The organism is Erwinia sp. AK-PDG3-5 (assembly GCF_056821705.1).
The window spans coordinates 2,294,245-2,316,734 of the sequence record NZ_CM165967.1; the positions used below are offsets into that span (position 1 = coordinate 2,294,245).

Genomic DNA, 22,490 nt, shown 5'->3' on the forward strand with positions numbered 1-22,490 from the left:
ACACAGAAAAATCCGTAACAAACAGCGTATCAGAGCGCGTCTTCGTTCAGTTCAGGCCAGGCAACCGCAGGGACTGCCTCAATTTTTGGGGTCGCAAACAGGAAGCCCTGAAAATGACTGATCCCGGCGGACTCCAGCCACATCCACTCTTCCGGCTGCTCGACGCCTTCCGCAATCACACCGATGTTCAGCGACTGACAACACTTAATGATGGCGTGCACAATCGCCTGTTTTGGGCCGCTTTTATGCACGTCATTAATAATGTAGCGATCGATTTTGACACGGTCCGGCTGGAACCGGGCCAGCAGTAATAAACCGGCGGATCCGGCACCAAAGTCATCAATGGCCAGATTAAAGCCTGCGGCTTTCAACTGTTTTATGGCCAGCGAAAACTCGTCCGGGCGCGAGATAACTTCGTTTTCGGTCACCTCAATCACGATTTGCTCGGGCACTAATCCGTTGGCATCGATCTGCTGAATCAGGAAATCTACCGCGTCGGGCACCATCACCAGTGACATTGGCAGTAAATTAATGGAAAGCGTCAGTCCCTCGATGCCCATCTTTTTAGCCAGTTCAAACACTACTTTCTTAGACTTTATATCCAGTTCGTAAAGTTCATTACGAGGCAGGGTGTCAAAATAGTCCAGCGGATTCATGCCGGAAGCGTTACGCATCAGGGCTTCAAGTGAAACGATCTTTTGTGACAGTGGATCGACGATCGGCTGGAAGGCAAAACTGTATCCCTGCTCAGGGAACTGGCGATCATTTTCGTCAGGCTCAGCATCGCTGACAAAGTTCCAGTTAACGGCAGGGGGAATTTCAAAATACTCTTCACTTTCTCGCGCTTCGACAAAAGAACGCAAAAACTGCAAAGCGCGGTCGTCGTAAGTCAGTTGATACTTTGACGTTCCTTTATCCAACACCGCCTGCAGCACGGTTTCGCGATCGTGGAGGCGCAAATCGAAAAGCTCCATTCCGGCATTGCCAAAGCGGCGGGAAGGGGCATAGTCGCGCATTAACTCCACCAAATTATGATGACGTTTATCGAGGCAAATATGCTCGTATATGGTTTTTACCGCCTGTTCAGGGCCTTCCAGCAGCTGGAAGAAATGGGTGCCGTTAAACAGGAGGATCCCGGTAACCTCGTTTAATTCATTATTTTTATTGGCTTTTAATAAGAGGTTCTTCAGTGCTTTGACCGGAACATCATCACAAATATGGCTGCGGTAGAGGAGAGTAGACAGCATTGAGGATTCCATAAAATTGTTTTTATATAGACAGGATGTTGAGTGCCATGGTCTGACAGCGGTTCCAGTATAGAGGTTTTTTATTCGGATGAGAATGTTGTTCAAATTTTGACTAGCAGGTAACAGGTCAGAGAAATATAACCATGAAACGATGGAATTCTTTTCAGGCAATTAATTAAATATAATTAATACTTTCAAGAAGGTGCCGTAAATAATATTCCCGGTTTGTGCAGAATGTCTATAATGATAAAGGCACGTATAGGAAGTATCTGTATCTGCTTATTCCGGGTTTTTTGAACCCTTATCTGATGATAAAATGTTGAGTCTGGCCAGTCTGTTACGGAGGAGATGTGCAGCGCAAAGATAAAGATTATCCTTCAGAAATCTATGCGGTGATTGGCAGAGCGGTATCTGCATTGTTGGAAGCTGGCGAGCCTTTGGAAAAGAAGAATGTGTTAATCATGCTGCAAGCCCACAGCACGGCAACCCGTGATAAGCATCTACAATCTATCTATCAACAGGCTTTCCGATATCTGCTGGAAAGTTTTCATTAAACCTGAACGATAAAACCGCAATTGCTAGCAATTATTATTCACTGCTAGCAATTGATGAGTCTCTTAAGCGTCGTCTGGCGTACGGCCTACGACCACTTCCAGCGCCTGGCGGTAGATATCCAACTGAACCACATCGGACGTCGTTTCCAGCTTTTCGATTAGCTTGAGGATAATGGCCTTGTTATTAACATGCTGTCCTTTGGTGGCAATCTCGCGGATTACCATGCCGATGACAGCCGTTTCCTGCGCGAGGACATCACCTTCTGCTTGAAAAAACGAGAGGATTTGGGATTCTGTGCTTTGCTGTTGCATGTGTAAGTCCTTATAAAGTGACAAAAACTGGCGTAAAGCCAGCGTAAAATTAATTCAATGTTTTTTGCTGCCGTCTGGTGGCCCTTGATTTACAAGGGGCCGTTTCTTGTCACGATTGTGAACTTGATGACGGGGTAGTGGTGTGCCGGCAGAAGCATAGTTTCTCACTTCACTTACCGCCAGTCGGTAAGCGCGCTTTTGCCGCGGGTCTGTTTCCATTTCGGACTGAAGCCTCAGCTGCTTGATCAACGCAGCATTACTGATTGCCGCATCTTCCTTTAACAAGACCATCACTGCTTCGCCCAGAAGAATATCAACCCGTTTTTCTTCGTCGTTTTTATCCATACCAACATCTCTGAATCATTAAGACTGCGTTCAGCCCCGGCGGCCAAATAGCAGACCAATCAGTTCGTGGTAGTGTTGCTCCTGCTCAGGGCCTGAAGCCAGTTCCAGCCGGGTGAGCAGCTTAGAACAAAGTGATTTACGGTTAAGATTTTTGCCTGAACGCAAAATCTCCACCACTATCTGGCCCAATGTTTCCTGCTGAGAAGGCAACACGGCCTCATTAAAATAACGACTGATGTCATTTTCAGTCTTTGGATGCGATCCGCCCTGATGCATTAAGCTGCCCTCTCAGTCATAAAATTAAATTTTATCCACGTTTTCAGCGTTAAAGTTATACATCTAAAGCAAGCTTGTACAGAATTTCCGGGTTATCCAGGCAGGCTATTTTAGGCATAAAGTGCTAGCTATTTGTTATCAGGGAGTTACAAAGAGAAAATTTAGTGTTGCTGCGCCGACGACAGCGTGTTTTGCAGAAAATATGGATGTATTTCAAGCGGTGAGGGGATTTGGGCGGGGTGGGAAATACAGGGGGAAGGAGCAGTGCCGCCTCCCCGGATACAGGCTGTTTACTTTTCCGCTTCGTCAGACTGTGATGAGCGTGGTCGGTTATCTGCGCCACGGGATTCTGGATCGTTCTGGCTATCCGATGCCGTAACCGCATTTTTTGCAGGAGTGCCCGCGTGGTGGTTCTTTTGCGTAACCAGCCATTTTCTCGTCTGAGCGATCTGCAACAGCCTGTCGTCGTCGTCTTCATCAACGGCCATTACCTGCAGTTGGTGCAGTAATGCTGCCGGACTTATTTCTTGCCTGCTGAAGATAAGACTCATCGCTGCTTCGCCAAGCATAACGTGGTGCTCCTGATCTTCGTCAGTAATAGTCAAAACGAACCTCCCTCACTGATGCTGAATAATGATTAACCACTGTTATTTTAAAACAGGATTGGCAATTTGTGAAATTGGCTCACACATTGCCAAACCCTTCCAGTCAGGACTATGTTGATGGTGTATTTTCACTTTCTTCCCCGCAATAAGGATTTGTTGATGAGAGCAGTAAAGGTGTACCCGGAAGCCTGGCCATTGCATACGCCTTTTGTGATTGCCCGTGGATCACGCAACGAGGCCGGTGTGGTGGTGGTGGAACTGGAGGAAGGGGGAATTAAAGGGGTCGGTGAATGCACGCCTTATCCCCGTTACGGAGAAACTGAAGCGTCGGTGCTGGCGCAAATTGCGGCGTTATACACCCAGCTTGAACAGGGAATGACCCGCGAACAGCTTCAGCAGGCGCTTCCTGCTGGCGCGGCGCGTAATGCCATTGACTCCGCGCTGTGGGATTTGCAGGCCAGAAAGCTGTCCACTAACCTCTGGCATCTGACCGGGACCACGCAACCCTTCATTATCGATATGGCGCAAACCGTCAGTATTGATGCGCCTGAAATGATGGCCAGCTCGGCGCTGGCGCTGTGGGAAAATGGCGCCAGGCTGCTGAAAATCAAAATGGATAATGCGTTGATCACCGAAAGGCTGGTGGCGATCAGAACCGCCGTGCCGCAGGCAACGCTGATTGTTGATGCTAACGAATCCTGGCACAGTGAAGGACTGGCTGCGCGCTGTCAGCTGCTGGCTGACCTTGGCGTGGCGATGCTGGAGCAACCGCTGCCGGCGGGCGATGACGCCTCGCTGGCAAACTTCATCCATCCGTTGCCGATTTGTGCCGATGAGAGTTGCCACACCCGTGAAAGTCTGGCGGGGTTGAAAGGTCACTATGAGATGGTGAATATCAAACTGGATAAAACCGGCGGTCTGACTGAAGCGCTGTCCCTGGCGCAGGAAGCCCGAGCGGCCGGTTTTGAGATCATGCTGGGATGTATGCTTTGTACGTCACGTGCTATCGCCGCCGCGCTACCGTTGGTTAATTCGGCCCGTTTCATCGATCTGGACGGGCCCACCTGGCTGGCGGTGGATGTGGATCCGGCGCTGCCTTTCAGCTGCGGCCGGATCGCTTTTTAAGGCTGCCAGCTGAGGAGATCGACCATGGCGCCGAGATATTTCTCCGTGGATTCGTCGGCGGAGATCGGCGGCAATTCAGCGGTGATCACCGGCAGGCTCAGGTCGGCACACCAGCTGCCAAAAGAACCCGGCGTGGCATAACCGACGCTGGTAACCAGCGGCAGCTCCATCTTCTTCGCCAGCCAGTGACCTAACGGGCTGGTATCCGGATCTTCAATGCAGGCCAGCGGCTCGTGGAACGTGACGATCCAACTCGGCTTCAGCGCATGAATCAAATCACATAGGGCCTGAGTTTCAGGTTCCGATGCCGGTTTTTCGCCGGTAGACAGCACAACATCCCGCTCATCGGCCTCGCTGTTCCAGCGATAAACCGTATCGCCCGGCTGCCAGTTAGCCGCGGGGAAGTTGCGGTTCAAATCCACGCCGCGAGAATTGGCCCGCAACCCAAGCTGGCAACCGTCGGGATTCACCGCCAGCACCACATGATGTCGGCGATGCGGTTCCAGCAAGGTGCGCATCGCACAGGAGAGTGTCACCACCGCAGCCGTCTCATCACCGTGCGTTCCCGCCAGGATCAATCCGCTGTCTTCGTCAGCCGCCGGAGCCGGAAACCATAACAGCGGCGCACCGAGTACCGAGGCACCATAAACCTTACTGACTGCATCAAGCTTGCCGCGTAACGGGCGCGGATGGATCGGGGACATGATTTTACACTCCTGGATGGTATGTCTAACCTGGAAGGTTTGTCTAACCTGGACGGTTTACTTAAAACTAGCGTAAACGCGCCGGGAACAAAAGGGTTGTCAGGTCACGGTTTTCCGAACCCATGACCAATGTAGCGAAAAATGCTATTTATCTATCAACGATTTGCGCTAAAGTCGGAATATCTGCCCGTTTAATTGCCCCTACGTTGAGGTGTCCTGATGAACAATTCCTCCCGTTTCACGCTGGCTATGCTGGCGCTGGCTGTCACTGCTTCTGTCTCTGCTGCTGAGGTTCCACCCGGAACGGCACTGGCCTCACGTCAGGAAATTGTCCGTCATATAAAAGACGAGCCTGCCTCGCTCGATCCGGCAAAAGCGGTCGGCCTGCCCGAAATTCAGGTGATCCGCGATCTGTTCGAAGGCCTGACCAATCAGGATGCCAAAGGCAACATTATTCCCGGCGTGGCAACGCAGTGGCAGACCACCGATAACAAAACCTGGATTTTCACCCTGCGTAAGGACGCCAAATGGTCGAATGGCGATCCGGTCACCGCCAATGATTTCGTTTACAGCTGGCGCAGGTTAGTCGACCCGAAAATCGGCTCTACGTTTGCCTGGTTTGCGGAGCTGGCCGGCATCCAGAACGCCGGGGCGATCACCAAAGGGCAGATGACGCCGGATAAGCTTGGCGTCACCGCACTGGACAATCACCGTCTTAAGGTCACGCTGGATAAACCGGTACCGTATTTCGTCAGCCTGACCGCCAACTTCAGCCTCTATCCGGTACCGGAAAAGGTGATTGAGAAAGCAGGGAAAGACTGGGTGCAGCCGGGCATGTTGGTCGGCAACGGTGCGTATACGCTGCAGGAGCGCGTGGTCAATGAAAAGCTGGTGCTGGTGCGCAATGACCGCTATTGGGATAACGCCCACAGCGTGCTGACCAAAGTGACCTTTGTGCCGATCAACGAAGAATCCAGCGCCACCAAACGCTACCGCGCTGATGATATTGATATCACCGAATCCTTCCCGAAAAATATGTACAGTATGTTGAAGAAAGATCTGCTGGGCCAGGTCTACACCCCGGATCAGCTGGGCACCTATTACTATGCGTTTAATACCACCAAAGGACCCACGGCCGACGTGCGCGTGCGTAAGGCGCTTTCGTGGAGCATCGACCGCAAAATCATCGCCGAGAAAGTATTGGGAACCGGCGAGAAACCCGCCTGGCACTTTACGGCTGATGTGACGGCGGGCTTCAAACCAAAACCCGGTTTTCTGCAGCAGCACTCGCAGGAAGAGCTGAACGCACAGGCAAAAGCGTTGCTGGCCGCAGCGGGCTATGGCCCAACCCATCCGCTGGATTTGACCTTACTGTATAACAGCTCGGAAAATAACCAGAAGGTGGCCATCGCTGTTGCCTCCATGTGGAAAAAGAATCTTGGGGTGTCGGTTAAGCTGCAAAATCAGGAATGGAAAACCTATATCGACAGCCGTAACACCGGCAACTTTGATGTGATCCGCGCGTCCTGGGTGGGGGATTACAACGAGCCTTCAACGTTCCTGAGCCTGCTGACGTCTACTCACAGCGGCAATATTGCTAAGTTTAACAGCCCGGAATACGATGCGCTGATCGATAAAGCCAGCCGGGAAACTAACAGCGACGCGCGTAACGACGATTACAACCGTGCCGAGCAGATCATTGCCGATCGGTCGCCGATTGCGCCAATTTATCAGTACACCAATGGACGTCTTATTAAGCCATGGGTGAAAGGCTATCCCATCACCAACCCGGAAGATGTGGCCTACAGCCGCACCATGTACATCATTAAGCACTGATGACCGGCCGGCGCGGGGCTTTCGCTACCGCGCCGGAAAGATGATTGTGTAATAAGCCAGCAAATTAGCCAATTGTTCATGGCATCGGATGAGATGTTGATAACGGATACTGTTCCGGTCAACGTTGTTCTTCAACCCGGATCAGGTACTTTATGCTGAAGTCAGTTTGCTTACTTACTGCGTCTCTGTTGCTGTCAGGCTGTGCCCTGAAGCAATATCCTTCCTCACCTCCCGTCAGTAACGTTCAGGCGACCACGCTGGACTGCACCGGCATCGAGTCACAAATTGCCTCGCAGCAACAAACCCAGGCAAAAATCGATAAAACCGGCGAGTTCGATGGTCTTACGGTGCTCGGATTTATCGGTGATTTTGGCATCGGTAATGGGGTGGCAAAAAGTCTGGCACAAAAGCATGCTGACCAGCGCATGACCCAGCTGAAAGCGCTGGAGCAAACCAAGTGTCAGAACCGCGCTCAAAGCTGACAGCTTCTGCCAGCCATTACTCAATATCTCCCTTTCGCTGCTCGGGTTCCCGGGCAAGCGCGGGTTTATTCGCATATTGACATGCTTTTTAACGCTCCCAGGAATATGGTCGTTTTGCAACGACGAGCGGGCAGGCTAGACTGTATCGTATTGATTATGCTTAATGCGGAGCAGTTGTGGACGTTATTGAAGGCAAGGCGTTACAGATATCGGATGCCATAATTTCCTGCCAGCTGGATGGTAAGGGCGGGTTAATTCCCATTGACGACAAAGATGTGATTCATTGCGACAGGCCCTGCTGGTTGCACTTGAATTACACCCATCGTGAGAGTGCCGACTGGCTGGTCTCCACGCCGCTGTTGCCCGACTCGGTACGCGATGCCCTCGGCGGCGACAGTATGCGGCCCCGGGTAAACCGCCTGGGCGATGGCACGATGATCACGCTGCGCAGCGTCAATCTGAACAGCGAATCCCGCCCCGATCAGCTGGTGGTCATTCGGGTGTTTATTAATGACAAGCTGATCGTCTCTACCCGTCAGCGCAAGGTATTCGCCATCGATGAAGTGCTGACCGATCTGCAAAACGGTAACGGTCCGTTAAACGGCGGCGGCTGGCTGGTGGACGTGTGTGATGCGTTAACCGATCACACCAGTGAATTTATTGAAGAACTGCACGATAAAATTATCGACCTGGAAGACGCGGTGGTCGATCAACAGATCCCACCCCGTGGTGAACTGGCGTTAATTCGTAAACAGCTGATTATCATGCGGCGCTATATGTCGCCGCAACGTGATGTGTTTTCCCGCATCGCCAGCGAGCGTCTGCCGTGGATGAGCGACGACGACCGCCGCAGAATGCAGGATATCGCAGACAGGTTAGGGCGCGGGCTGGACGATCTGGATGCCAGCGTGTCGAGAACCGCGGTATTATCGGACGAAATCAGCACGGTGATGGCAGAGTCGATGAACCGCAGAACCTACACCATGTCGCTAATGGCGATGGTGTTCCTGCCAACCACCTTCCTGACCGGATTGTTTGGCGTGAACCTCGGCGGCATTCCTGGCGGAAGTTGGGGATACGGATTTGGCACCTTCTGCTTCCTGCTGGTGGTGCTGGTGCTTGGCGTTGCGTGGTGGTTAAAAAGACGTAAATGGTTGTGAGATGATGAAAAAATCAGCCTGAAAAAGATGAAAAAGGACGCTCAAAACTGACCCAAATCAATATTCACCGGCCAGCGTTGGGGCAAACTCTTTCCCGCAGGTGAATGCAACGTCAAGCGATGGGCGTTGCGCTCCATATTGTCTTACTTCCTTTTTATTTGAATTACTGCATAGCACATTGATTCGTACAAGCCGGGGATTCCCGGCTTTTTTTTGTCCATTTGCCAGCTCAGGCTAGGGTGCCTATGCTTTACGTACATGCCACGACTGAGGAGGAAGACATGTTACTCAACACTATGGACACTCCACACGCATCCGATCCCATTCCGACCGACCCGGTCCCGATCCCTGAACCGATCCCAACCCCGCAGCCGATGCCGGATCCGCCGATCGATCCCGATCCGATTTTAGATCCGCCACCGTATGCCTGATGGCGATGCCTGCCCCTCACCGGGCAGGTTGGCTGACAGGGACGTCTCCTTATCTTCTGGCGCTGCCCGCCGCCAGGATTATTTAAACCTGCACTAAAAACCCGTATACTCCCCGCCAGAAAAGTGTCCAACCAGGAAATCGACCGTCGACCCGCTTCGACGTTATGAGAAGTCGCTATGAATCAAACAGATACAAGAAAAGAATCGCTCGAATACAACAAGTTGCAGAAACGTCTGCGCAGAAACGTTGGCAACGCCATCATCGACTACAACATGATTGAAGAAAATGATGTGGTGATGGCCTGTATGAGCGGCGGCAAAGATTCATTCGCCATGTTGGATATCCTGCTGAATTTAAAAAAGGTTGCCCCTATCCATTTCGACGTGGTTGCGGTTAACCTTGATCAAAAACAACCCGGTTTCCCCGAGCACATTTTGCCCGAGTATTTCGATAAACTGGATATTCCTTATTACATCGTTGATAAGGACACGTATTCCGTCGTCAGAGAGAAGATCCCGGAAGGCAAAACCACCTGTGGGCTGTGTTCCCGCCTGCGCCGTGGCACGCTTTACTCATTTGCTGAGCGGATTGGCGCCACCAAAATCGCGCTGGGCCACCATATGGATGACATTGTTGAGACGCTATTCCTCAACATCTTCCACGGTGCGCGTATGAAAGCGATGCCGCCGAAACTGCGTTCAGACGACGGACGTAACGTGGTGATCCGCCCGCTGGCCTACTGCCGCGAGAAAGACCTGATTGAATACTCGGAACACAAAGCCTTCCCAATCATTCCGTGCAACCTTTGCGGGTCGCAGGAAAATCTGCAGCGTCAGGCGATCAAATCGATGCTGACCGAGTGGGACAAGAAAGAGCCTGGACGCGTGGAAAGCGTGTTTAAATCGATTCAGAACGTCAGCCCAAGCCAGCTGGCTGACCGCAATCTGTTCGACTTTGTTAACCTGCCGCTGGATCGTGAAGGCGAAAGGGAAGAGTACGCGTTTACCGAAGCGACGGTTTCTTCGACCAATATCGACAAATCCATGTTTATCGATGTGACTAATCTCTAATCTTTTTATTAAGCGGCGACGGTTGCCGCTTAATCTTCCTTAGCTGGCCGGTTACCCACCCGGCCGCCACCTGCGGGCAGGGTTTTCTGCTACACTCAGCGCCAATCCGCCCGCCGGTTTTATCAGAGAGTAATGTGTGACTTCTTTTGCAACCCTGACAGCCCTGCCAGCCAGCCAGATCGAGAATCTGAATGAGCTTGGCTACCATACGATGACCCCAGTTCAGGCGGCCGCTTTACCGGCGATCCTGGAAGGGAAGGACGTTCGCGCTCAGGCCAAAACCGGCAGCGGAAAAACGGCCGCCTTTGGCCTTGGTGTGCTGCACCGCATTGATGTGACCCAGTTTGTCACGCAATCGCTGGTGTTGTGCCCAACGCGTGAACTGGCTGACCAGGTGGCGAAAGAGCTGCGTCGTCTGGCCCGTTTCGCCGCCAATATCAAAATCCTGACGTTGTGTGGCGGTCAGCCAATGGGTGCTCAACGCGATTCGCTGGTGCATGCGCCGCACATTGTGGTCGGTACGCCAGGCCGTATCCTTGATCACCTTAAGCGTGAAACGCTGAAACTGGATCAGATCGCCACCCTGGTGCTGGATGAAGCGGACCGGATGCTGGAAATGGGCTTCCGCGAAGATATTGAAGAAATCATCAAATACTGTCCGGCATCGCGCCAGACGCTGCTGTTCTCGGCAACCTGGCCGCAGGATATCGCGCGTATCAGCCAGAATATTCAGCGTGAGCCGGTCGCGGTTGAAACCGACGTGGTATCTGATTTACCGACCATCGACCAGCGCTTTTATGAAGCCGGTGCGCGTGAAAAGTTAACCGCGCTGATCGGTCTGTTAAGCGATCAAAAACCCAGCTCCTGCGTGGTGTTCTGTAACACCAAGCGCGAATGTGATGACGTCGCCTATGCGCTGGAAAGCGCCAAAATCAGCGCGCTGGCGCTGCACGGCGATTTAGAGCAGCGCGATCGTGACCAGGTCCTGATTCAGTTCGCTAACGGCAGCTGCCGCGTGTTGGTCGCCACCGATGTTGCCGCGCGTGGGCTGGACATTAAATCGCTGGCGATGGTGGTTAACTATCAGCTCTCCTTTGACCCGGAAGTGCATGTCCACCGTATTGGCCGTACCGCACGTGCCGGCGCAGAAGGGTGCGCAATCAGCTTTGTCGCGCCAGATGAGATGGTGCGAGCCCATGCGCTGGAGGATTTCCTGCAGATGAAGCTGAGCTGGCATAAGGTGTCCGAGCTGAAATCGGTGGCCGCACAGCCGCTGCTGGCCGAAATGGCGACCCTGAGCCTGGATGGTGGCCGTAAGGCGAAAATCCGTCCTGGCGACATTCTCGGGGCATTGACCGGTGATGCCGGTCTGAGCAGCGACGTGATTGGTAAAATCGATATCGCGCCAACCCAGGCGTATGTCGCAATCCGTCAGGACACCGCGCGTCAGGCGATGAAGCAGTTACAGCAGGTGAAAATCAAAGGCAAATCTTGCCGGGCGCGCTTGCTGAAATAGCCGCTTTATCACCCGCAATAAAAAAGGCCTGAGCGAATCAGGCCTTTTTTTTCAGTCAGTAAACATCAGATTTTATGCACTTCAGGCGGTTGCGCCAGCAACGGTTCGGCGTCGGCCATCAGCGTTTTGAAGTGCGGCTGTCCGCCATGAATTTCGACCGCTTCGGCATTTTTCCAGGTTTCATGGAACAGAAACACGTTCCCGTCTTCCACACTGCGATACAGATCGTAATGGAGGCAACCCGCTTCAGCACGGGCCGGTTTCACGCCGTTATTCAGCACTTTTTTTAACTCATCCGCCTTGCCAGGCCGGGCAGTGAACTTTGCTACGATGAGGATATTTTTATCGGTCATCCACTTCTCCTTTTAGTTACCTTGCCAGTCAGGCCGGAAATCCCACCTGACCCTGTAAACTGCTGCCTTAGATACGCATTCTTTGCCATCTTCAGTCACTTTCAGGCGATGCATCAACGCATCATGCCACATTTGTCAGGCGACTACAGGCCGCGTGCGCACAGGCTGATAAATTGGCAGGCGTTTATTGCATCTCGACCGACGTCACGCCTTTAATCTCTAACAACGCGTCATAAATCTGATGCGGAGCGATATTGCGTGACAATGTCACGTCGATTGTCATTTCACACAGTCCGGTTTCAACATCCCGGTTAACCACCGATACCTGACCGGTGCGAACGCGCTCCTTTTCTAACGCGATTAGCACCAACGGCACGCTTTTGGGCTTAAGGTGGAAGATCAGGGTGTGGTGGCGGCCAATAAGCCAGTGGCTGATGCGGCGAAAGGTCTCCAGCACAATCAGTGCCAGCAGGGTGCCATAAATGCCAATTTCATACAGTCCGCTACCAATCACCAGACCGATGGCGGCGGTAACCCACAGCCCTGCCGCGGTGGTCAGGCCTTTGACCACCTGCTTTTGAATAATGATGGTGCCGGCACCGAGGAAGCCCATGCCGCTGACGACCTGAGCGGCGATACGGCTGGGATCCAGACCAATATGCGTCTGAGCAATAATGTCATCAAATCCGTACTTAGAGACGATCATAAACATCGCGCTGCCAATGCCGACGAGAATATGGGTGCGTAAACCAGCCTCTTTAGCGCGGAGCTGGCGCTCAAGGCCGATTAACCCTCCCAACGCTCCCGCTAAGGCGATACGCAGCAGCAGATCCATTAACATAGATTATCCTTCTGATTTGTAGGCATTTGCAGTTGCTTAATTTTACCCGAGATAAAATGAGACGGCAGGCTATTGCTATTTCAGGCATTTTAATTTGGTAAATATTCGTGACAGCTATCGACCCGCCTGGGATCGTAGCTTATGCTGGCTTTCTGCATAATTACCGTTCCCCGGAGAATAAATGAAACCAGCGACCTTTCTGCTTGTTGGTTGTGCGCTGTTGCTGTCCGCTTGCAGCAGCAATGAAGCCGACAACGAACCGCCGCAACAGGCTACCAGTGCGCATGTGCCACCTCGCGTGGTGATGTCCGACTTAGCGTCCAGCACCTGTGCAAACGCCGGGGGAACCTTAGCCTTATCACGTCAGTTAGACGGCAGCTCCGTGGGCATGTGCCAGCTGGCAAATGGCCGACGCTGTGGTGAAAATGCGCTGGCAAGCGGCACCTGCGCGCGTTAATACCGGCCAGGGATCCTGACCGGTTCAGCGCATTTAGTCCGCGGTTAGCTCATTCGGGCAGGGGTGATTATTGGTCAGCTGCCTGAGGTTTTCCAGCGTGGTTTCCGCAATGCTGGTCAGCGCTTCAGCGGTCAGGAACGCCTGATGACCGGTAAACAACACGTTATGACAGGATGAGAGACGGCGGAAGATATCATCCTGAATCACGTCATTCGATTTATCTTCAAAGAACAGATCGCGCTCGTTCTCATAGACGTCCATTCCCAGCGAACCAATCTTTTGCAGCTTCAGTGCATCAATCGCCGCCTGCGAGTCAATCAGCCCGCCGCGGCTGGTGTTGATAATCATCACACCATCTTTCATTTTCTGAAATGCTGACATATCCAGCAAATGATGATTTTCTGGCGTTAACGGGCAGTGCAGGGAAATAACGTCGGATTGCTTAAACAGCGTGTCGATATCGACATATTCGGCACCCAGCTCGATGGCCAGTGGATTCGGATAGGGATCGAACGCCAGCAGCTTCATGCCAAAGCCTTTCAGGATGCGCAGCGTGGCCAGACCGATCTTACCGGTACCCACCACACCGGCGGTGCGTCCGTGCATATTGAAGCCAATCAACCCTTCCAGGGAAAAGTTAGCATCACGGGTGCGCTGATAGGCGCGGTGGATACGGCGGTTAAGCGTCATCATCATGCCGACGGCATGTTCCGCCACCGCTTCCGGGGAATAGGCCGGTACGCGGACGACCTTAATGCCCAGCTCTTTCGCCGCAGCCAGATCGACGTTATTAAAGCCGGCGCAACGCAGTGCGATAAACTTGATCCCCAGTTCGGCAAGCTCTTCCAGCACCACTCGGCTGCCGTCGTCGTTAACGAAGATGCAGATGCCATCGCAGCCCACCGCCGTTTTGGCCGTTTTCTCAGTCAGCAGAAAGTCGAAAAATTCCAGTTCATAGCCGTAGTCTTCATTGACCTGCTCAAGGTATTTCCGGTCGTACTGTTTCGTACTGTACACCGCAAGTTTCATGATCTCTCTCCTGTGACCGTAAAGGGAATAGCGCTGACAGCATAGTAACAATAATTCTCAATACGCGGCGACCCTGAGATGACGGACGGCGGATATTTGCGCTGAATGCGTTGATTATCTGTTAAAAACTTCTCCCTTGTGACATTCCGTGCCATCATTTCACCCTATGATATTCACGGATGGAGCGGAATGTTGACTGGCCTTTCGCGTGGCTGGCAGATAGCGATAGCGATCGTGCTGGTCGTTGTGCTGCTGATTGCCAGCCTGTTGCTGACTGTAACCCACTGGCTTCCCCGGCTGGCCGGGGTGTGGCTGCCTGCCAACACCGCTCTGGTTCTGGACAACAATCCCCGCTGGCAGTCCGGTAAGCTCCAGATCCCGGGCGTGCGCTACCGCGTCGGCGACTGTGAACTTGCCGCCGTTCAGGATCTGTCACTGGGCCGCGCAAACGGACGCTGGGCGGTTAATGCCGGGACGGTGCAGGTCGACAGCACCTGCGCCAGCCAGCTCCCGGCCAGTGAAACCCCTTCGGCACCGCGTTCCATCGCCGACTGGCAGGCCATGCTGCCGGGTGCCGATATCGCCATCAACAATCTGACCATCTCGCCGTGGCAAAGCTGGGGTGGAGAGCTGAAGCTCAGCCTCGACAGTGCCCGACAGCTCGTCCGCTACAGCAGTCCGAACCTCACGCTGGATGCTGAACTCAGCGGCCAGCAGCTGGCGATCCATTCGCTGACCGTTAAAGCCCCAGGCGTCCCCGACCCGATTACGATTGCCGGCACGCTGACCCTGCCAAAAATCCCTGACACCCTGCCTGATGCCGGCAAACTGACTGCCGATATGACGCTGCAGGGCATTCCTGCGCCGCTCAACGTCAATCTTGACTGGCAACAGCAGCAGGGGCAACTGGTGGTGCATCAGCAGGGCGATGATGCGCCGCTGGTGACCTTGCCCTGGGCCATCTCAGACCAACAGATCCTGATCCAGCAAGGGCTATGGCGCTGGCCTTATGCGGCGCAACCGTTGTCCGGCGGCATCACGCTGGCACTGAAAAACTGGCAGCAGGGGGTTGCGGCAACCGAGATCACCGGCCGACTTAACGTGTTGACCCAGGGAAGAGGCGGCAAAGGCAACGTGGTGCTGTCGCTGGGGCCAGGCCATCTTGACTGGAGCAACAGCCAGCTGCCATTTCGCTTAACCGGCGAAAGTAAACTGGCGCAACTGCAATTCTACGCCGGGCTACCTGGCGAGGTTCAGGGGCCGCTGCTCGATCCTACGCTGTTGTTACAGCCGGGTGCATTATTGCGAATGCGCGGACGTTTGCTTTCGACGCTGGAAGTGGATGAGGCGCGCTGGCCGCTGGCCGGGGTGAAAGTCTCATCAGCCGGCATTGACGGACGTCTGCAGGCCATTCTCACCGCGCACGATCCGCAGATGGGGCGATTTAAGCTGCATCTGGATGGACGGGCAAACGACTTCTGGCCGGATAAAGGTCAGTGGTTCTGGCGCTATTGGGGCGAGGGCTATATGGCGCCGCTGTCGGCGGAATGGGACATGAATGGCAAGGGCCGCTGGCAGGATTCGCTGATTGAGCTGACCTCGCTATCAACCGGCTTTGACCAGATCAGTTATGGCAACGTTAACGTCCGTGCGCCGCGTTTAACGCTGGCGGCGCCGGTATCGTGGCAGCGCGATGTTGCGCATCCTGCCTTTGCAGGGAAATTCCGTCTGGATGCGCAGCAAACCACCTTCAGCAGCGGCGGTTATCTGCCGCCTTCGACGCTGACCCTGGCGGTGAAAGGTCAGGATCCGGCGGCGTTCCTCTATAACGGCAGTTTGCAGGCGGAGGATATTGGCCCCGTTCGCGTTCAGGGCCGCTGGGACGGCGTTCGTTTGCGCGGTCAGGCCTGGTGGCCGCAACAATCGCTGTCGGTTTTCCAACCGCTGCTCAGTAATGACCTGAAGATGAAAATCCAGGGCGGAACGCTCAAGGCGCAGGTTGCCTTCTCCGCCGCCGCCGATCAGGGCTTCGAGGCCGGAGGTCACTGGGTGGTGAACAACGGCAGCGTTTGGATGCCGGACAACGAAATTAACGGCATCGACTTTTCGCTGCCGTTCAGGCTGAAGGCGCACCAGTGGTATTTCGGTGCCAAAGGGCCGGTGTCGCTGCGAATTAAAGAGGTGAAAAATCAGTTTGCCTTGCAGAATATCACCGCAGATTTGCAGGGCTGGTATCCATGGAGCGATCGCCAGCCGCTGCGCTTAAGTAACGTTGCGGTTGAGGTGCTGGGCGGGCAGCTCAGCATGGAAAGTCTGCAAATGCCGCAGACCGAAGCCGCGACGCTGCGCTTACGAAATATCAGCATGAGCGAACTGGTCACAGCGATGAAGCCCAAACAGATTGCCATGTCCGGTCATATTAATGGCGCACTGCCGCTGTGGCTGACCAACTCCCACTGGCTGATTAAAGACGGTTGGATTGCCAATAACGGCCCTCTGACCGTCAGGATGGATAAGGATTTTGCCGATGCCATCGCCAGCAACAATATTGCGGCCGGCGCCGCCATAGACTGGCTGCGCTATATGGAGATCACCCGCAGCTGGGCGACCGTCGATATTGATAATCTGGGGGCGATGACCATGAAGGCGCAGGTCAACGGCACCAGCCGCTTTAGCGACAAAAACCAGCGGGTGACGCTGAACTACACCCAGCGCGAAAACCTGTTCCAGCTGTGGCGCAGCCTGCGCTTTGGCGATAATTTGCAATCGTGGGTAGAGCAAAACGCTGCACTGCCGACTCAAAAGGAAACGACCGATGAAACGCATTAGCCTGCTGATGCCTGCCGGGATTTTGCTGCTTAGCGGCTGCGTCCCGCGTATTGAGGTGGCTGCGCCAAAAGAGCCGATCACCATCAATATGAACGTGAAAATTGAGCATGAGATCCATATCAAGGTCGATAAAGACGTTGAGGCGCTGTTAAAAAATCAGAGCGGACTGTTCTGAGGGGACGATGATGAAAAAGCTAAAAGCGCTGGCGCTGATGTTCCTTTTGCTGTCACCGGCAGCGATGGCCCTGACGCTGGATGAGGCCCGTCAGCAGGGGCTGGTCGGCGAAACCTTAAGCGGCTACATCGCTGCCGTTACCCAGAACGCTGACGCTCAGGCGCTGGTCGATCGTATCAACCAGGGCCGTCAGCAGCAGTATCAGGCACTGGCACTGCGCAATAATATGACCGCCGCTGAAGTCGGGCGCATCGCCGGACAAAAGCTGGTTGAGCGCGCTGCCGCCGGGCAATACGTGCGCGGCATCAACGGTCAGTGGCTGAAGAAAGGGCAATAAAAAACCGGTCCCTTGCGGTGACCGGCTTTATTCAGGCATACCCTTTACGGCAAGCTCACCACTTAAGCAGCAACAATCTGCTTGAGCACGTCTTTTGCATCGTTAGCGGCTTTGGTCGCCACTTCCGGACCGTAAGCGATGCCTTCAGCGAAGACGAACTCAACGTCTGACATGCCGAGGAAACCAAGGAACAGTTTCAGGTAAGGGGTCAGCAGATCGCTTGGGGTATCTTTATGGATGCCACCACGGCTGGAAATCACCACCACTTTCTTACCGGTAATCAGGCCTTCCGGGCCGTTTTCGCTGTAGCGGAACGTCACGCCAGCACGGGCAACCAGGTCAAAGTAGTTTTTCAGCTGCGTTGGGATGTTGAAGTTGTACATGGGGGCAGTGATCACGATGGTGTCGTGAGCCTGAATTTCAGCAATCAGTTCGTTGGACAGATCCAGTGCTTCCTGCTGACGTGGGGTCAGAGTGGCATCAGAAGGACGCAGCGCGCCAACCAGTTCGCCATCCAGTACCGGGATTGGGTTCATCGCCAGGTCACGAACGGTGATTTCGTCGCTACCGTGAGCGGCTTTCCACTCTGCAATAAAGTGATCGGCCAGCTGGTTTGACTGAGAATAACCGGCCAGAATACTGGATTTCAGAACTAAAACTTTGCTCATGATAATTTCCTGTGTGATACGTGAAAGGGATTTCACTCAATGATTTACACTCTAGGGGTAAACATCCCTCAGTGATAGTGCAATATTCTGAGGCCTATGTTCGAATTTACTGAACAAGGTTAACGGCAGAGAGTCATGGCTAAGTGGTTGTCTGTGCTACACTACGCAAAATTTTTATCCTTCGAATCATCTGTTGTTTGCCGGAGTGACGGCGATTAGCGAGTTTATACCCTTATGTCGACAACACCTCAATCTCCCCTGACCGCGCTCTTCCCACGCCTGGATTCGCTGATGCTGCGCGATCGCCAGCGTCTGCTGAAGCGCCTGCACGGGGCTAAAAAAGTCAGCAGGCCTGCGGCGATGCAGGCGATTGCTGACGAGCTGGCGGCGGACATTACCGTTGCTGAACAGCGTGTGGCCAGCCGTCGTGCGGCCACGCCGACGATTCGTTACCCGGAAAATTTGCCGGTCAGTCAGAAGAAGCAGGACATTGCCGACGCGATCCGCGACAACCAGGTAGTGATCGTCGCCGGTGAAACCGGCTCAGGTAAAACCACCCAGCTGCCGAAGATTTGTCTGGAGCTGGGGCGGGGCATTACCGGGCTGATTGGCCACACGCAGCCACGGCGTCTGGCGGCGCGTACCGTGGCCGATCGCATCGCCGACGAGTTGGAAACCAGCCTCGGCGGCTGCATTGGCTATAAGGTGCGTTTTAACGATCAGGTCAGTGAGACCACTCAGGTCAAGCTGATGACCGATGGTATCCTGCTGGCGGAGATCCAGCAGGACCGGCTGCTGTTGCAGTACGACACCATCATTATTGATGAAGCGCATGAACGCAGTCTGAACATCGACTTTTTACTCGGCTATCTGCGTGAGCTACTGCCGCGTCGCCCGGATTTAAAAGTGATCATCACCTCGGCGACCATCGATCCGCAGCGCTTCTCCAAACATTTTCACAATGCGCCGGTCATTGAAGTCTCTGGCCGCACCTATCCGGTGGAGGTTCGCTATCGTCCGGTGGTGGAAGACGCGGACGATACCGATCGCGATCAGCTGCAGGCCATTTTCGATGCGGTCGATGAGCTGGGGCAGGAGAGCCGTGGCGATATCCTGATCTTTATGAGCGGTGAACGGGAAATCCGCGACACGGCGGATGCCTTAAACCGCCGCGATCTCCCGCATACCGAAATTCTGCCGCTGTATGCGCGCCTGTCGAATGCCGAGCAGAACCGCGTGTTCCAGTCGCATACCGGTCGCCGTATCGTGCTGGCTACCAACGTGGCGGAAACCTCGCTGACCGTACCGGGCATCAAATACGTCATCGATCCCGGTACCGCGCGTATCAGCCGCTACAGCTTCCGCACCAAGGTTCAGCGTCTGCCGATTGAGCCGGTCTCGCAGGCCTCGGCCAATCAGCGTAAGGGCCGTTGCGGGCGTGTCTCTGAAGGGATCTGTATTCGTCTCTATTCAGAAGACGATTTCATTAACCGCCCGGAATTTACCGATCCGGAAATTCTGCGCACCAACCTGGCGTCAGTCATTCTGCAAATGACCGCGCTGGGGCTGGGCGATATCGCCGCGTTTCCGTTTGTCGAAGCGCCGGACAAGCGCAACATCCAGGATGGCGTCAAGCTGCTGGAAGAGCTGGGTGCCATCACTCAGAGCGAGGATCAGCATTATAAGCTAACCCCGTCGGGCCGCTCGCTGGCGCAGCTACCGGTTGATCCACGACTGGCCAAAATGGTGCTGGAAGCGCAGCGCTATGCCTGTACGCGCGAAGTAATGATTATCACCTCGGCGCTGTCCATTCAGGATCCGCGCGAGCGTCCGGCAGATAAGCAGCAGGCGTCAGACGAGAAGCATCGCCGCTTTGCCGACAAAGAGTCCGATTTCCTCTCCTTTGTGAACCTGTGGGATTACCTGCAGGAGCAGCAGAAGGCGTTGTCGTCCAGCCAGTTCCGCCGCTTATGTAAGATGGAATACCTTAACTATCTGCGCGTGCGCGAGTGGCAGGATATCTACACCCAGCTGCGTCAGGTGGTGCGTGAACAGGGGATCCCGTTAAACAGCGAACCCGCCGATTTCCGTGGCGTGCATACCGCGCTGCTGACCGGTTTGCTGTCGCATATCGGTCAGAAAGACGCCGATAAGCAGGAATATACCGGCGCGCGTAACGCCCGTTTCTCGATCTTCCCTGGCTCGGGGCTGTTTAAGAAGCCGCCGAAATGGACCATCGTCGCGGAGCTGGTGGAAACCAGCCGGTTGTGGGGCCGTATTGCCGCGCGTATCGATCCGGAGTGGATCGAGCCGGTGGCTCAGCATCTGATCAAACGCAGCTACAGCGAACCGCACTGGGAGAAGGCGCAGGGGGCGGTAATGGCCAGTGAAAAAGTCACCCTGTATGGCTTGCCGATAGTTGCCGCGCGCAAGGTGAACTACAGCCAGATCGATCCGATCCTGTCCCGTGAACTCTTTATCCGTAACGCGCTGGTGGAAGGGGAATGGCAAACGCGTCACGCGTTCTTTAAAGCCAACCTCAAGCTGCGTGAAGAAGTGGAAGAGCTGGAGCATAAGTCCCGCCGTCGCGACATTCTGGTAGATGACGAGACGCTGTTCGCCTTCTACGATATGCGCATTCCGCAGGACGTGGTGTCAGCCAGGCATTTCGATAGCTGGTGGAAGTTAACCAGCCGCGAACAGCCGGAACTGATGAACTTCGCCAAAGAGATGCTGATTAAAGAGGGCGCCAGCAACGTCAGCAAGCTGGATTATCCGAACGTCTGGCAACAGGGCAACCTTAAGCTGCGCCTGAGCTACCAGTTTGAGCCCGGCACCGAAGCTGATGGCGTGACGGTGCACGTGCCGTTACCGTTGCTGAATCAGGTTGAGGAGAACGGCTTCGAGTGGCAGATTCCGGGCGTGCGCCGCGAGTTGATTATCGCGCTGATCAAATCGCTGCCAAAACCCGTTCGCCGCAATCTGGTGCCTGCGCCCAACTATGCGGATGCCTTCCTTGGCCGGGTGACGCCAATGGAATTGCCGCTGCTGGAGTCGCTGGAACGCGAATTCCGCCGCATGACCGGGATCACCATTGACCGTGAAGCCTGGCAGTGGGATCAGGTGCCCGATCACCTGAAAATCACCTATCGGGTGGTGGATGAAAACAACCGCAAGCTGAATGAAGGCCGCGATCTCGCCGCGCTGAAGCTGGCGTTGAAAGGAAAAGTGCAGGAAACGCTGTCGCTGGTCGCTGATGACGGGCTGGAGCAGAGCGGTCTGCATATCTGGAGCTTTGGCGACCTGCCGGATCATTTCGAGCAGAAGCGCGGAAATTACAGCGTGAAGGCCTGGCCGGCGTTGGTGGATGAGAAAGACAGCGTGGCGATCCGCCTGTTTGACTCCCAGCATGAGCAGCAGAAAGCCATGTGGCGCGGCCAGCGGCGTTTGCTGTTACTGAATATTCCGTCGCCGATCAAATATCTGCATGAAAAGCTGCCGAACAAAGCCAAGCTGGGGCTCTATTTCAACCCTTATGGCAAGGTGCTGGATCTGATTGATGACTGCATCGCCTGTGGTGTTGATAAGCTGATTGATGAACACGGCGGCCCCACCTGGCAGGAAGCGGGTTACAGCAAACTGCACGATAAGGTTCGCGCCGAGCTGAACGACACGGTGGTCGACATCGCGAAAAAGGTCGAGCAGATCCTCACCGCGGTGTTCAATATTAACAAACGTCTGAAAGGGCGCGTGGATATGAGCATGGCGCTGGCGCTGTCTGACGTTAAGGCGCAGTTAGGCGGCCTGGTGTACAAAGGTTTTGTCACCCAGAACGGCTGGAAGCGACTGTCTGATACCTTGCGTTATCTGACGGCAATGGAGCGCCGGCTGGAAAAAATGCCGATCGATCCGCACAGCGATCGCGCCAGAATGCTGAAAATTGAAAAAATTCAGCAGGCCTGGTCCACCTGGTATAACAAGTTGCCCGCCGTTCGCCGCGAAGATGAAGACGTGAAGGACGTGCGTTGGATGATCGAAGAGTTGCGGGTGAGTTATTTTGCCCAGCAGCTGGGCACACCCTATCCGGTATCGGAGAAGCGTATCCAGCAGGCGATGGATGAGATCGTGATTTAACCG

Annotated in this window: 22 protein-coding genes and 1 pseudogene; 13 read left to right on the forward strand and 10 right to left on the reverse strand. The window is 54.3% G+C overall.

Annotation, left to right across the window (positions count from 1 at the left end; genetic code table 11):
• Nucleotides 1–29: 29 nt before the first annotated feature.
• A complete protein-coding gene (locus AC1UKS_RS10600; RefSeq protein WP_482436779.1) occupies nucleotides 30–1,247 on the reverse strand; it encodes a diguanylate phosphodiesterase in 1,218 nt (405 codons plus the stop codon).
• Between the two features lie 350 nt (nucleotides 1,248–1,597).
• Between AC1UKS_RS10600 and AC1UKS_RS10605 the strand changes: the two genes are divergently transcribed.
• Entirely contained in the window at nucleotides 1,598–1,801 is a 204-nt protein-coding gene (locus tag AC1UKS_RS10605; RefSeq protein WP_482436780.1) for a hypothetical protein, read from the forward strand.
• 63 nt (nucleotides 1,802–1,864) lie between these two features.
• On the opposite strand, the gene AC1UKS_RS10610 is transcribed toward AC1UKS_RS10605, so the two are convergent.
• The 4 genes from AC1UKS_RS10610 to AC1UKS_RS10625 all read right to left on the reverse strand — a co-directional run bounded on the left by AC1UKS_RS10610 (nucleotide 1,865) and on the right by AC1UKS_RS10625 (nucleotide 3,339).
• A complete protein-coding gene (locus AC1UKS_RS10610) occupies nucleotides 1,865–2,113 on the reverse strand; it encodes a biofilm/acid-resistance regulator YmgB/AriR (RefSeq protein WP_482436781.1) in 249 nt (82 codons plus the stop codon).
• 54 nt (nucleotides 2,114–2,167) lie between these two features.
• Entirely contained in the window at nucleotides 2,168–2,458 is a 291-nt protein-coding gene (locus tag AC1UKS_RS10615) for a hypothetical protein (RefSeq protein WP_053142934.1), read from the reverse strand.
• Nucleotides 2,459–2,488: 30 nt separating this feature from the next.
• Nucleotides 2,489–2,734 (reverse strand): regulatory protein YcgZ, encoded by a 246-nt coding sequence (gene ycgZ / locus AC1UKS_RS10620; protein WP_013202313.1) that lies wholly within the window; start codon nucleotides 2,732–2,734, stop codon nucleotides 2,489–2,491.
• A gap of 290 nt (nucleotides 2,735–3,024) precedes the next feature.
• Nucleotides 3,025–3,339, reverse strand: a complete 315-nt coding sequence (locus AC1UKS_RS10625) for a hypothetical protein (protein WP_134824221.1) — start codon at nucleotides 3,337–3,339, stop codon at nucleotides 3,025–3,027.
• Nucleotides 3,340–3,498: 159 nt separating this feature from the next.
• Between AC1UKS_RS10625 and ycjG the strand changes: the two genes are divergently transcribed.
• Nucleotides 3,499–4,464 (forward strand): L-Ala-D/L-Glu epimerase, encoded by a 966-nt coding sequence (ycjG, locus tag AC1UKS_RS10630; RefSeq protein ID WP_482436782.1) that lies wholly within the window; start codon nucleotides 3,499–3,501, stop codon nucleotides 4,462–4,464.
• Here the strand turns inward: ycjG and mpaA are convergent.
• Complete coding sequence (mpaA, locus tag AC1UKS_RS10635) at nucleotides 4,461–5,168, reverse strand: murein tripeptide amidase MpaA (protein ID WP_013202310.1); 708 nt, start codon at nucleotides 5,166–5,168, stop codon at nucleotides 4,461–4,463. The two genes, ycjG and mpaA, sit on opposite strands and share 4 nt — an antisense overlap.
• Nucleotides 5,169–5,387: 219 nt before the next feature.
• Between mpaA and AC1UKS_RS10640 the strand changes: the two genes are divergently transcribed.
• The 6 genes and pseudogenes from AC1UKS_RS10640 (at nucleotide 5,388) to dbpA (ending at nucleotide 11,664) form a co-directional block, all read left to right on the forward strand.
• Nucleotides 5,388–7,004, forward strand: a complete 1,617-nt coding sequence (locus AC1UKS_RS10640) for a peptide ABC transporter substrate-binding protein (RefSeq protein WP_482436784.1) — start codon at nucleotides 5,388–5,390, stop codon at nucleotides 7,002–7,004.
• Between the two features lie 152 nt (nucleotides 7,005–7,156).
• Nucleotides 7,157–7,486 (forward strand): hypothetical protein, encoded by a 330-nt coding sequence (locus AC1UKS_RS10645; protein WP_265910579.1) that lies wholly within the window; start codon nucleotides 7,157–7,159, stop codon nucleotides 7,484–7,486.
• 176 nt (nucleotides 7,487–7,662) lie between these two features.
• The gene (gene zntB, locus AC1UKS_RS10650; protein WP_013202307.1) at nucleotides 7,663–8,646 is read left to right on the forward strand and encodes a zinc transporter ZntB; all 984 of its coding nucleotides are present in this window, start codon (nucleotides 7,663–7,665) and stop codon (nucleotides 8,644–8,646) included.
• Nucleotides 8,647–8,927: 281 nt separating this feature from the next.
• Nucleotides 8,928–9,077, forward strand: coding sequence for a proline-rich small protein YnaL (gene ynaL, locus AC1UKS_RS10655; RefSeq protein WP_013202306.1), 150 nt, complete (start codon nucleotides 8,928–8,930; stop codon nucleotides 9,075–9,077).
• A gap of 177 nt (nucleotides 9,078–9,254) precedes the next feature.
• Nucleotides 9,255–10,043: pseudogene (gene ttcA, locus AC1UKS_RS10660) on the forward strand (tRNA 2-thiocytidine(32) synthetase TtcA); the annotation flags it as partial.
• 241 nt (nucleotides 10,044–10,284) lie between these two features.
• Nucleotides 10,285–11,664 carry an ATP-dependent RNA helicase DbpA gene (gene dbpA / locus AC1UKS_RS10665; protein ID WP_265910577.1) on the forward strand — a complete coding sequence of 460 codons (1,380 nt, stop codon included), beginning with the start codon at nucleotides 10,285–10,287 and terminating at the stop codon, nucleotides 11,662–11,664.
• 65 nt (nucleotides 11,665–11,729) lie between these two features.
• Here dbpA and AC1UKS_RS10670 read toward each other — a convergent pair whose 3' ends face one another.
• Both AC1UKS_RS10670 and AC1UKS_RS10675 read right to left on the reverse strand, forming a co-directional pair.
• Complete coding sequence (locus tag AC1UKS_RS10670) at nucleotides 11,730–12,017, reverse strand: putative quinol monooxygenase (protein ID WP_013202303.1); 288 nt, start codon at nucleotides 12,015–12,017, stop codon at nucleotides 11,730–11,732.
• A gap of 184 nt (nucleotides 12,018–12,201) precedes the next feature.
• Complete coding sequence (locus tag AC1UKS_RS10675; RefSeq protein WP_013202301.1) at nucleotides 12,202–12,858, reverse strand: MgtC/SapB family protein; 657 nt, start codon at nucleotides 12,856–12,858, stop codon at nucleotides 12,202–12,204.
• A gap of 181 nt (nucleotides 12,859–13,039) precedes the next feature.
• Between AC1UKS_RS10675 and AC1UKS_RS10680 the strand changes: the two genes are divergently transcribed.
• Nucleotides 13,040–13,315 (forward strand): putative hemolysin, encoded by a 276-nt coding sequence (locus AC1UKS_RS10680; RefSeq protein WP_482436786.1) that lies wholly within the window; start codon nucleotides 13,040–13,042, stop codon nucleotides 13,313–13,315.
• 33 nt (nucleotides 13,316–13,348) lie between these two features.
• Here AC1UKS_RS10680 and AC1UKS_RS10685 read toward each other — a convergent pair whose 3' ends face one another.
• Nucleotides 13,349–14,344, reverse strand: a complete 996-nt coding sequence (locus AC1UKS_RS10685) for a 2-hydroxyacid dehydrogenase (RefSeq protein ID WP_482436787.1) — start codon at nucleotides 14,342–14,344, stop codon at nucleotides 13,349–13,351.
• A 189-nt stretch (nucleotides 14,345–14,533) separates the two neighbouring features.
• On the opposite strand from AC1UKS_RS10685, the gene AC1UKS_RS10690 reads away from it, so the two are divergent.
• The 3 genes from AC1UKS_RS10690 to AC1UKS_RS10700 are packed head-to-tail and all read left to right on the forward strand — an operon-like array spanning nucleotide 14,534 to nucleotide 17,685.
• Nucleotides 14,534–17,173 carry a YdbH family protein gene (locus AC1UKS_RS10690; RefSeq protein WP_482436788.1) on the forward strand — a complete coding sequence of 880 codons (2,640 nt, stop codon included), beginning with the start codon at nucleotides 14,534–14,536 and terminating at the stop codon, nucleotides 17,171–17,173.
• Nucleotides 17,160–17,348: a YnbE family lipoprotein gene (locus tag AC1UKS_RS10695; protein ID WP_041692015.1), complete on the forward strand. Its 189-nt coding sequence runs from the start codon at nucleotides 17,160–17,162 to the stop codon at nucleotides 17,346–17,348. Before AC1UKS_RS10690 ends, AC1UKS_RS10695 begins: the two co-directional genes overlap by 14 nt.
• Nucleotides 17,349–17,358: 10 nt before the next feature.
• Nucleotides 17,359–17,685: a YdbL family probable chaperone protein gene (locus tag AC1UKS_RS10700; RefSeq protein WP_482436790.1), complete on the forward strand. Its 327-nt coding sequence runs from the start codon at nucleotides 17,359–17,361 to the stop codon at nucleotides 17,683–17,685.
• Nucleotides 17,686–17,747: 62 nt separating this feature from the next.
• On the opposite strand, the gene AC1UKS_RS10705 is transcribed toward AC1UKS_RS10700, so the two are convergent.
• Nucleotides 17,748–18,353 (reverse strand): FMN-dependent NADH-azoreductase, encoded by a 606-nt coding sequence (locus tag AC1UKS_RS10705; RefSeq protein WP_013202295.1) that lies wholly within the window; start codon nucleotides 18,351–18,353, stop codon nucleotides 17,748–17,750.
• 234 nt (nucleotides 18,354–18,587) lie between these two features.
• On the opposite strand from AC1UKS_RS10705, the gene hrpA reads away from it, so the two are divergent.
• Nucleotides 18,588–22,487: an ATP-dependent RNA helicase HrpA gene (gene hrpA / locus AC1UKS_RS10710; RefSeq protein WP_482436792.1), complete on the forward strand. Its 3,900-nt coding sequence runs from the start codon at nucleotides 18,588–18,590 to the stop codon at nucleotides 22,485–22,487.
• Nucleotides 22,488–22,490: the final 3 nt, after the last annotated feature.

Excerpts from the sequence above, each read along its gene's own strand:
- AC1UKS_RS10600 (WP_482436779.1), bottom strand. The coding sequence starts at position 1,247 with ATGCTGTCTACTCTCCTCTACCGCAGCCATATTTGTGATGATGTTCCG.
- AC1UKS_RS10610 (WP_482436781.1), bottom strand. The coding sequence starts at position 2,113 with ATGCAACAGCAAAGCACAGAATCCCAAATCCTCTCGTTTTTTCAAGCA.
- AC1UKS_RS10615 (WP_053142934.1), bottom strand. The coding sequence starts at position 2,458 with ATGGATAAAAACGACGAAGAAAAACGGGTTGATATTCTTCTGGGCGAA.
- ycgZ (WP_013202313.1), bottom strand. The coding sequence starts at position 2,734 with ATGCATCAGGGCGGATCGCATCCAAAGACTGAAAATGACATCAGTCGT.
- ycjG (WP_482436782.1), top strand. The coding sequence starts at position 3,499 with ATGAGAGCAGTAAAGGTGTACCCGGAAGCCTGGCCATTGCATACGCCT.
- mpaA (WP_013202310.1), bottom strand. The coding sequence starts at position 5,168 with ATGTCCCCGATCCATCCGCGCCCGTTACGCGGCAAGCTTGATGCAGTC.
- AC1UKS_RS10640 (WP_482436784.1), top strand. The coding sequence starts at position 5,388 with ATGAACAATTCCTCCCGTTTCACGCTGGCTATGCTGGCGCTGGCTGTC.
- AC1UKS_RS10645 (WP_265910579.1), top strand. The coding sequence starts at position 7,157 with ATGCTGAAGTCAGTTTGCTTACTTACTGCGTCTCTGTTGCTGTCAGGC.
- ynaL (WP_013202306.1), top strand. The coding sequence starts at position 8,928 with ATGTTACTCAACACTATGGACACTCCACACGCATCCGATCCCATTCCG.
- AC1UKS_RS10670 (WP_013202303.1), bottom strand. The coding sequence starts at position 12,017 with ATGACCGATAAAAATATCCTCATCGTAGCAAAGTTCACTGCCCGGCCT.
- AC1UKS_RS10675 (WP_013202301.1), bottom strand. The coding sequence starts at position 12,858 with ATGTTAATGGATCTGCTGCTGCGTATCGCCTTAGCGGGAGCGTTGGGA.
- AC1UKS_RS10680 (WP_482436786.1), top strand. The coding sequence starts at position 13,040 with ATGAAACCAGCGACCTTTCTGCTTGTTGGTTGTGCGCTGTTGCTGTCC.
- AC1UKS_RS10685 (WP_482436787.1), bottom strand. The coding sequence starts at position 14,344 with ATGAAACTTGCGGTGTACAGTACGAAACAGTACGACCGGAAATACCTT.
- AC1UKS_RS10690 (WP_482436788.1), top strand. The coding sequence starts at position 14,534 with ATGTTGACTGGCCTTTCGCGTGGCTGGCAGATAGCGATAGCGATCGTG.
- AC1UKS_RS10695 (WP_041692015.1), top strand. The coding sequence starts at position 17,160 with ATGAAACGCATTAGCCTGCTGATGCCTGCCGGGATTTTGCTGCTTAGC.
- AC1UKS_RS10700 (WP_482436790.1), top strand. The coding sequence starts at position 17,359 with ATGAAAAAGCTAAAAGCGCTGGCGCTGATGTTCCTTTTGCTGTCACCG.
- AC1UKS_RS10705 (WP_013202295.1), bottom strand. The coding sequence starts at position 18,353 with ATGAGCAAAGTTTTAGTTCTGAAATCCAGTATTCTGGCCGGTTATTCT.
- hrpA (WP_482436792.1), top strand. The coding sequence starts at position 18,588 with ATGTCGACAACACCTCAATCTCCCCTGACCGCGCTCTTCCCACGCCTG.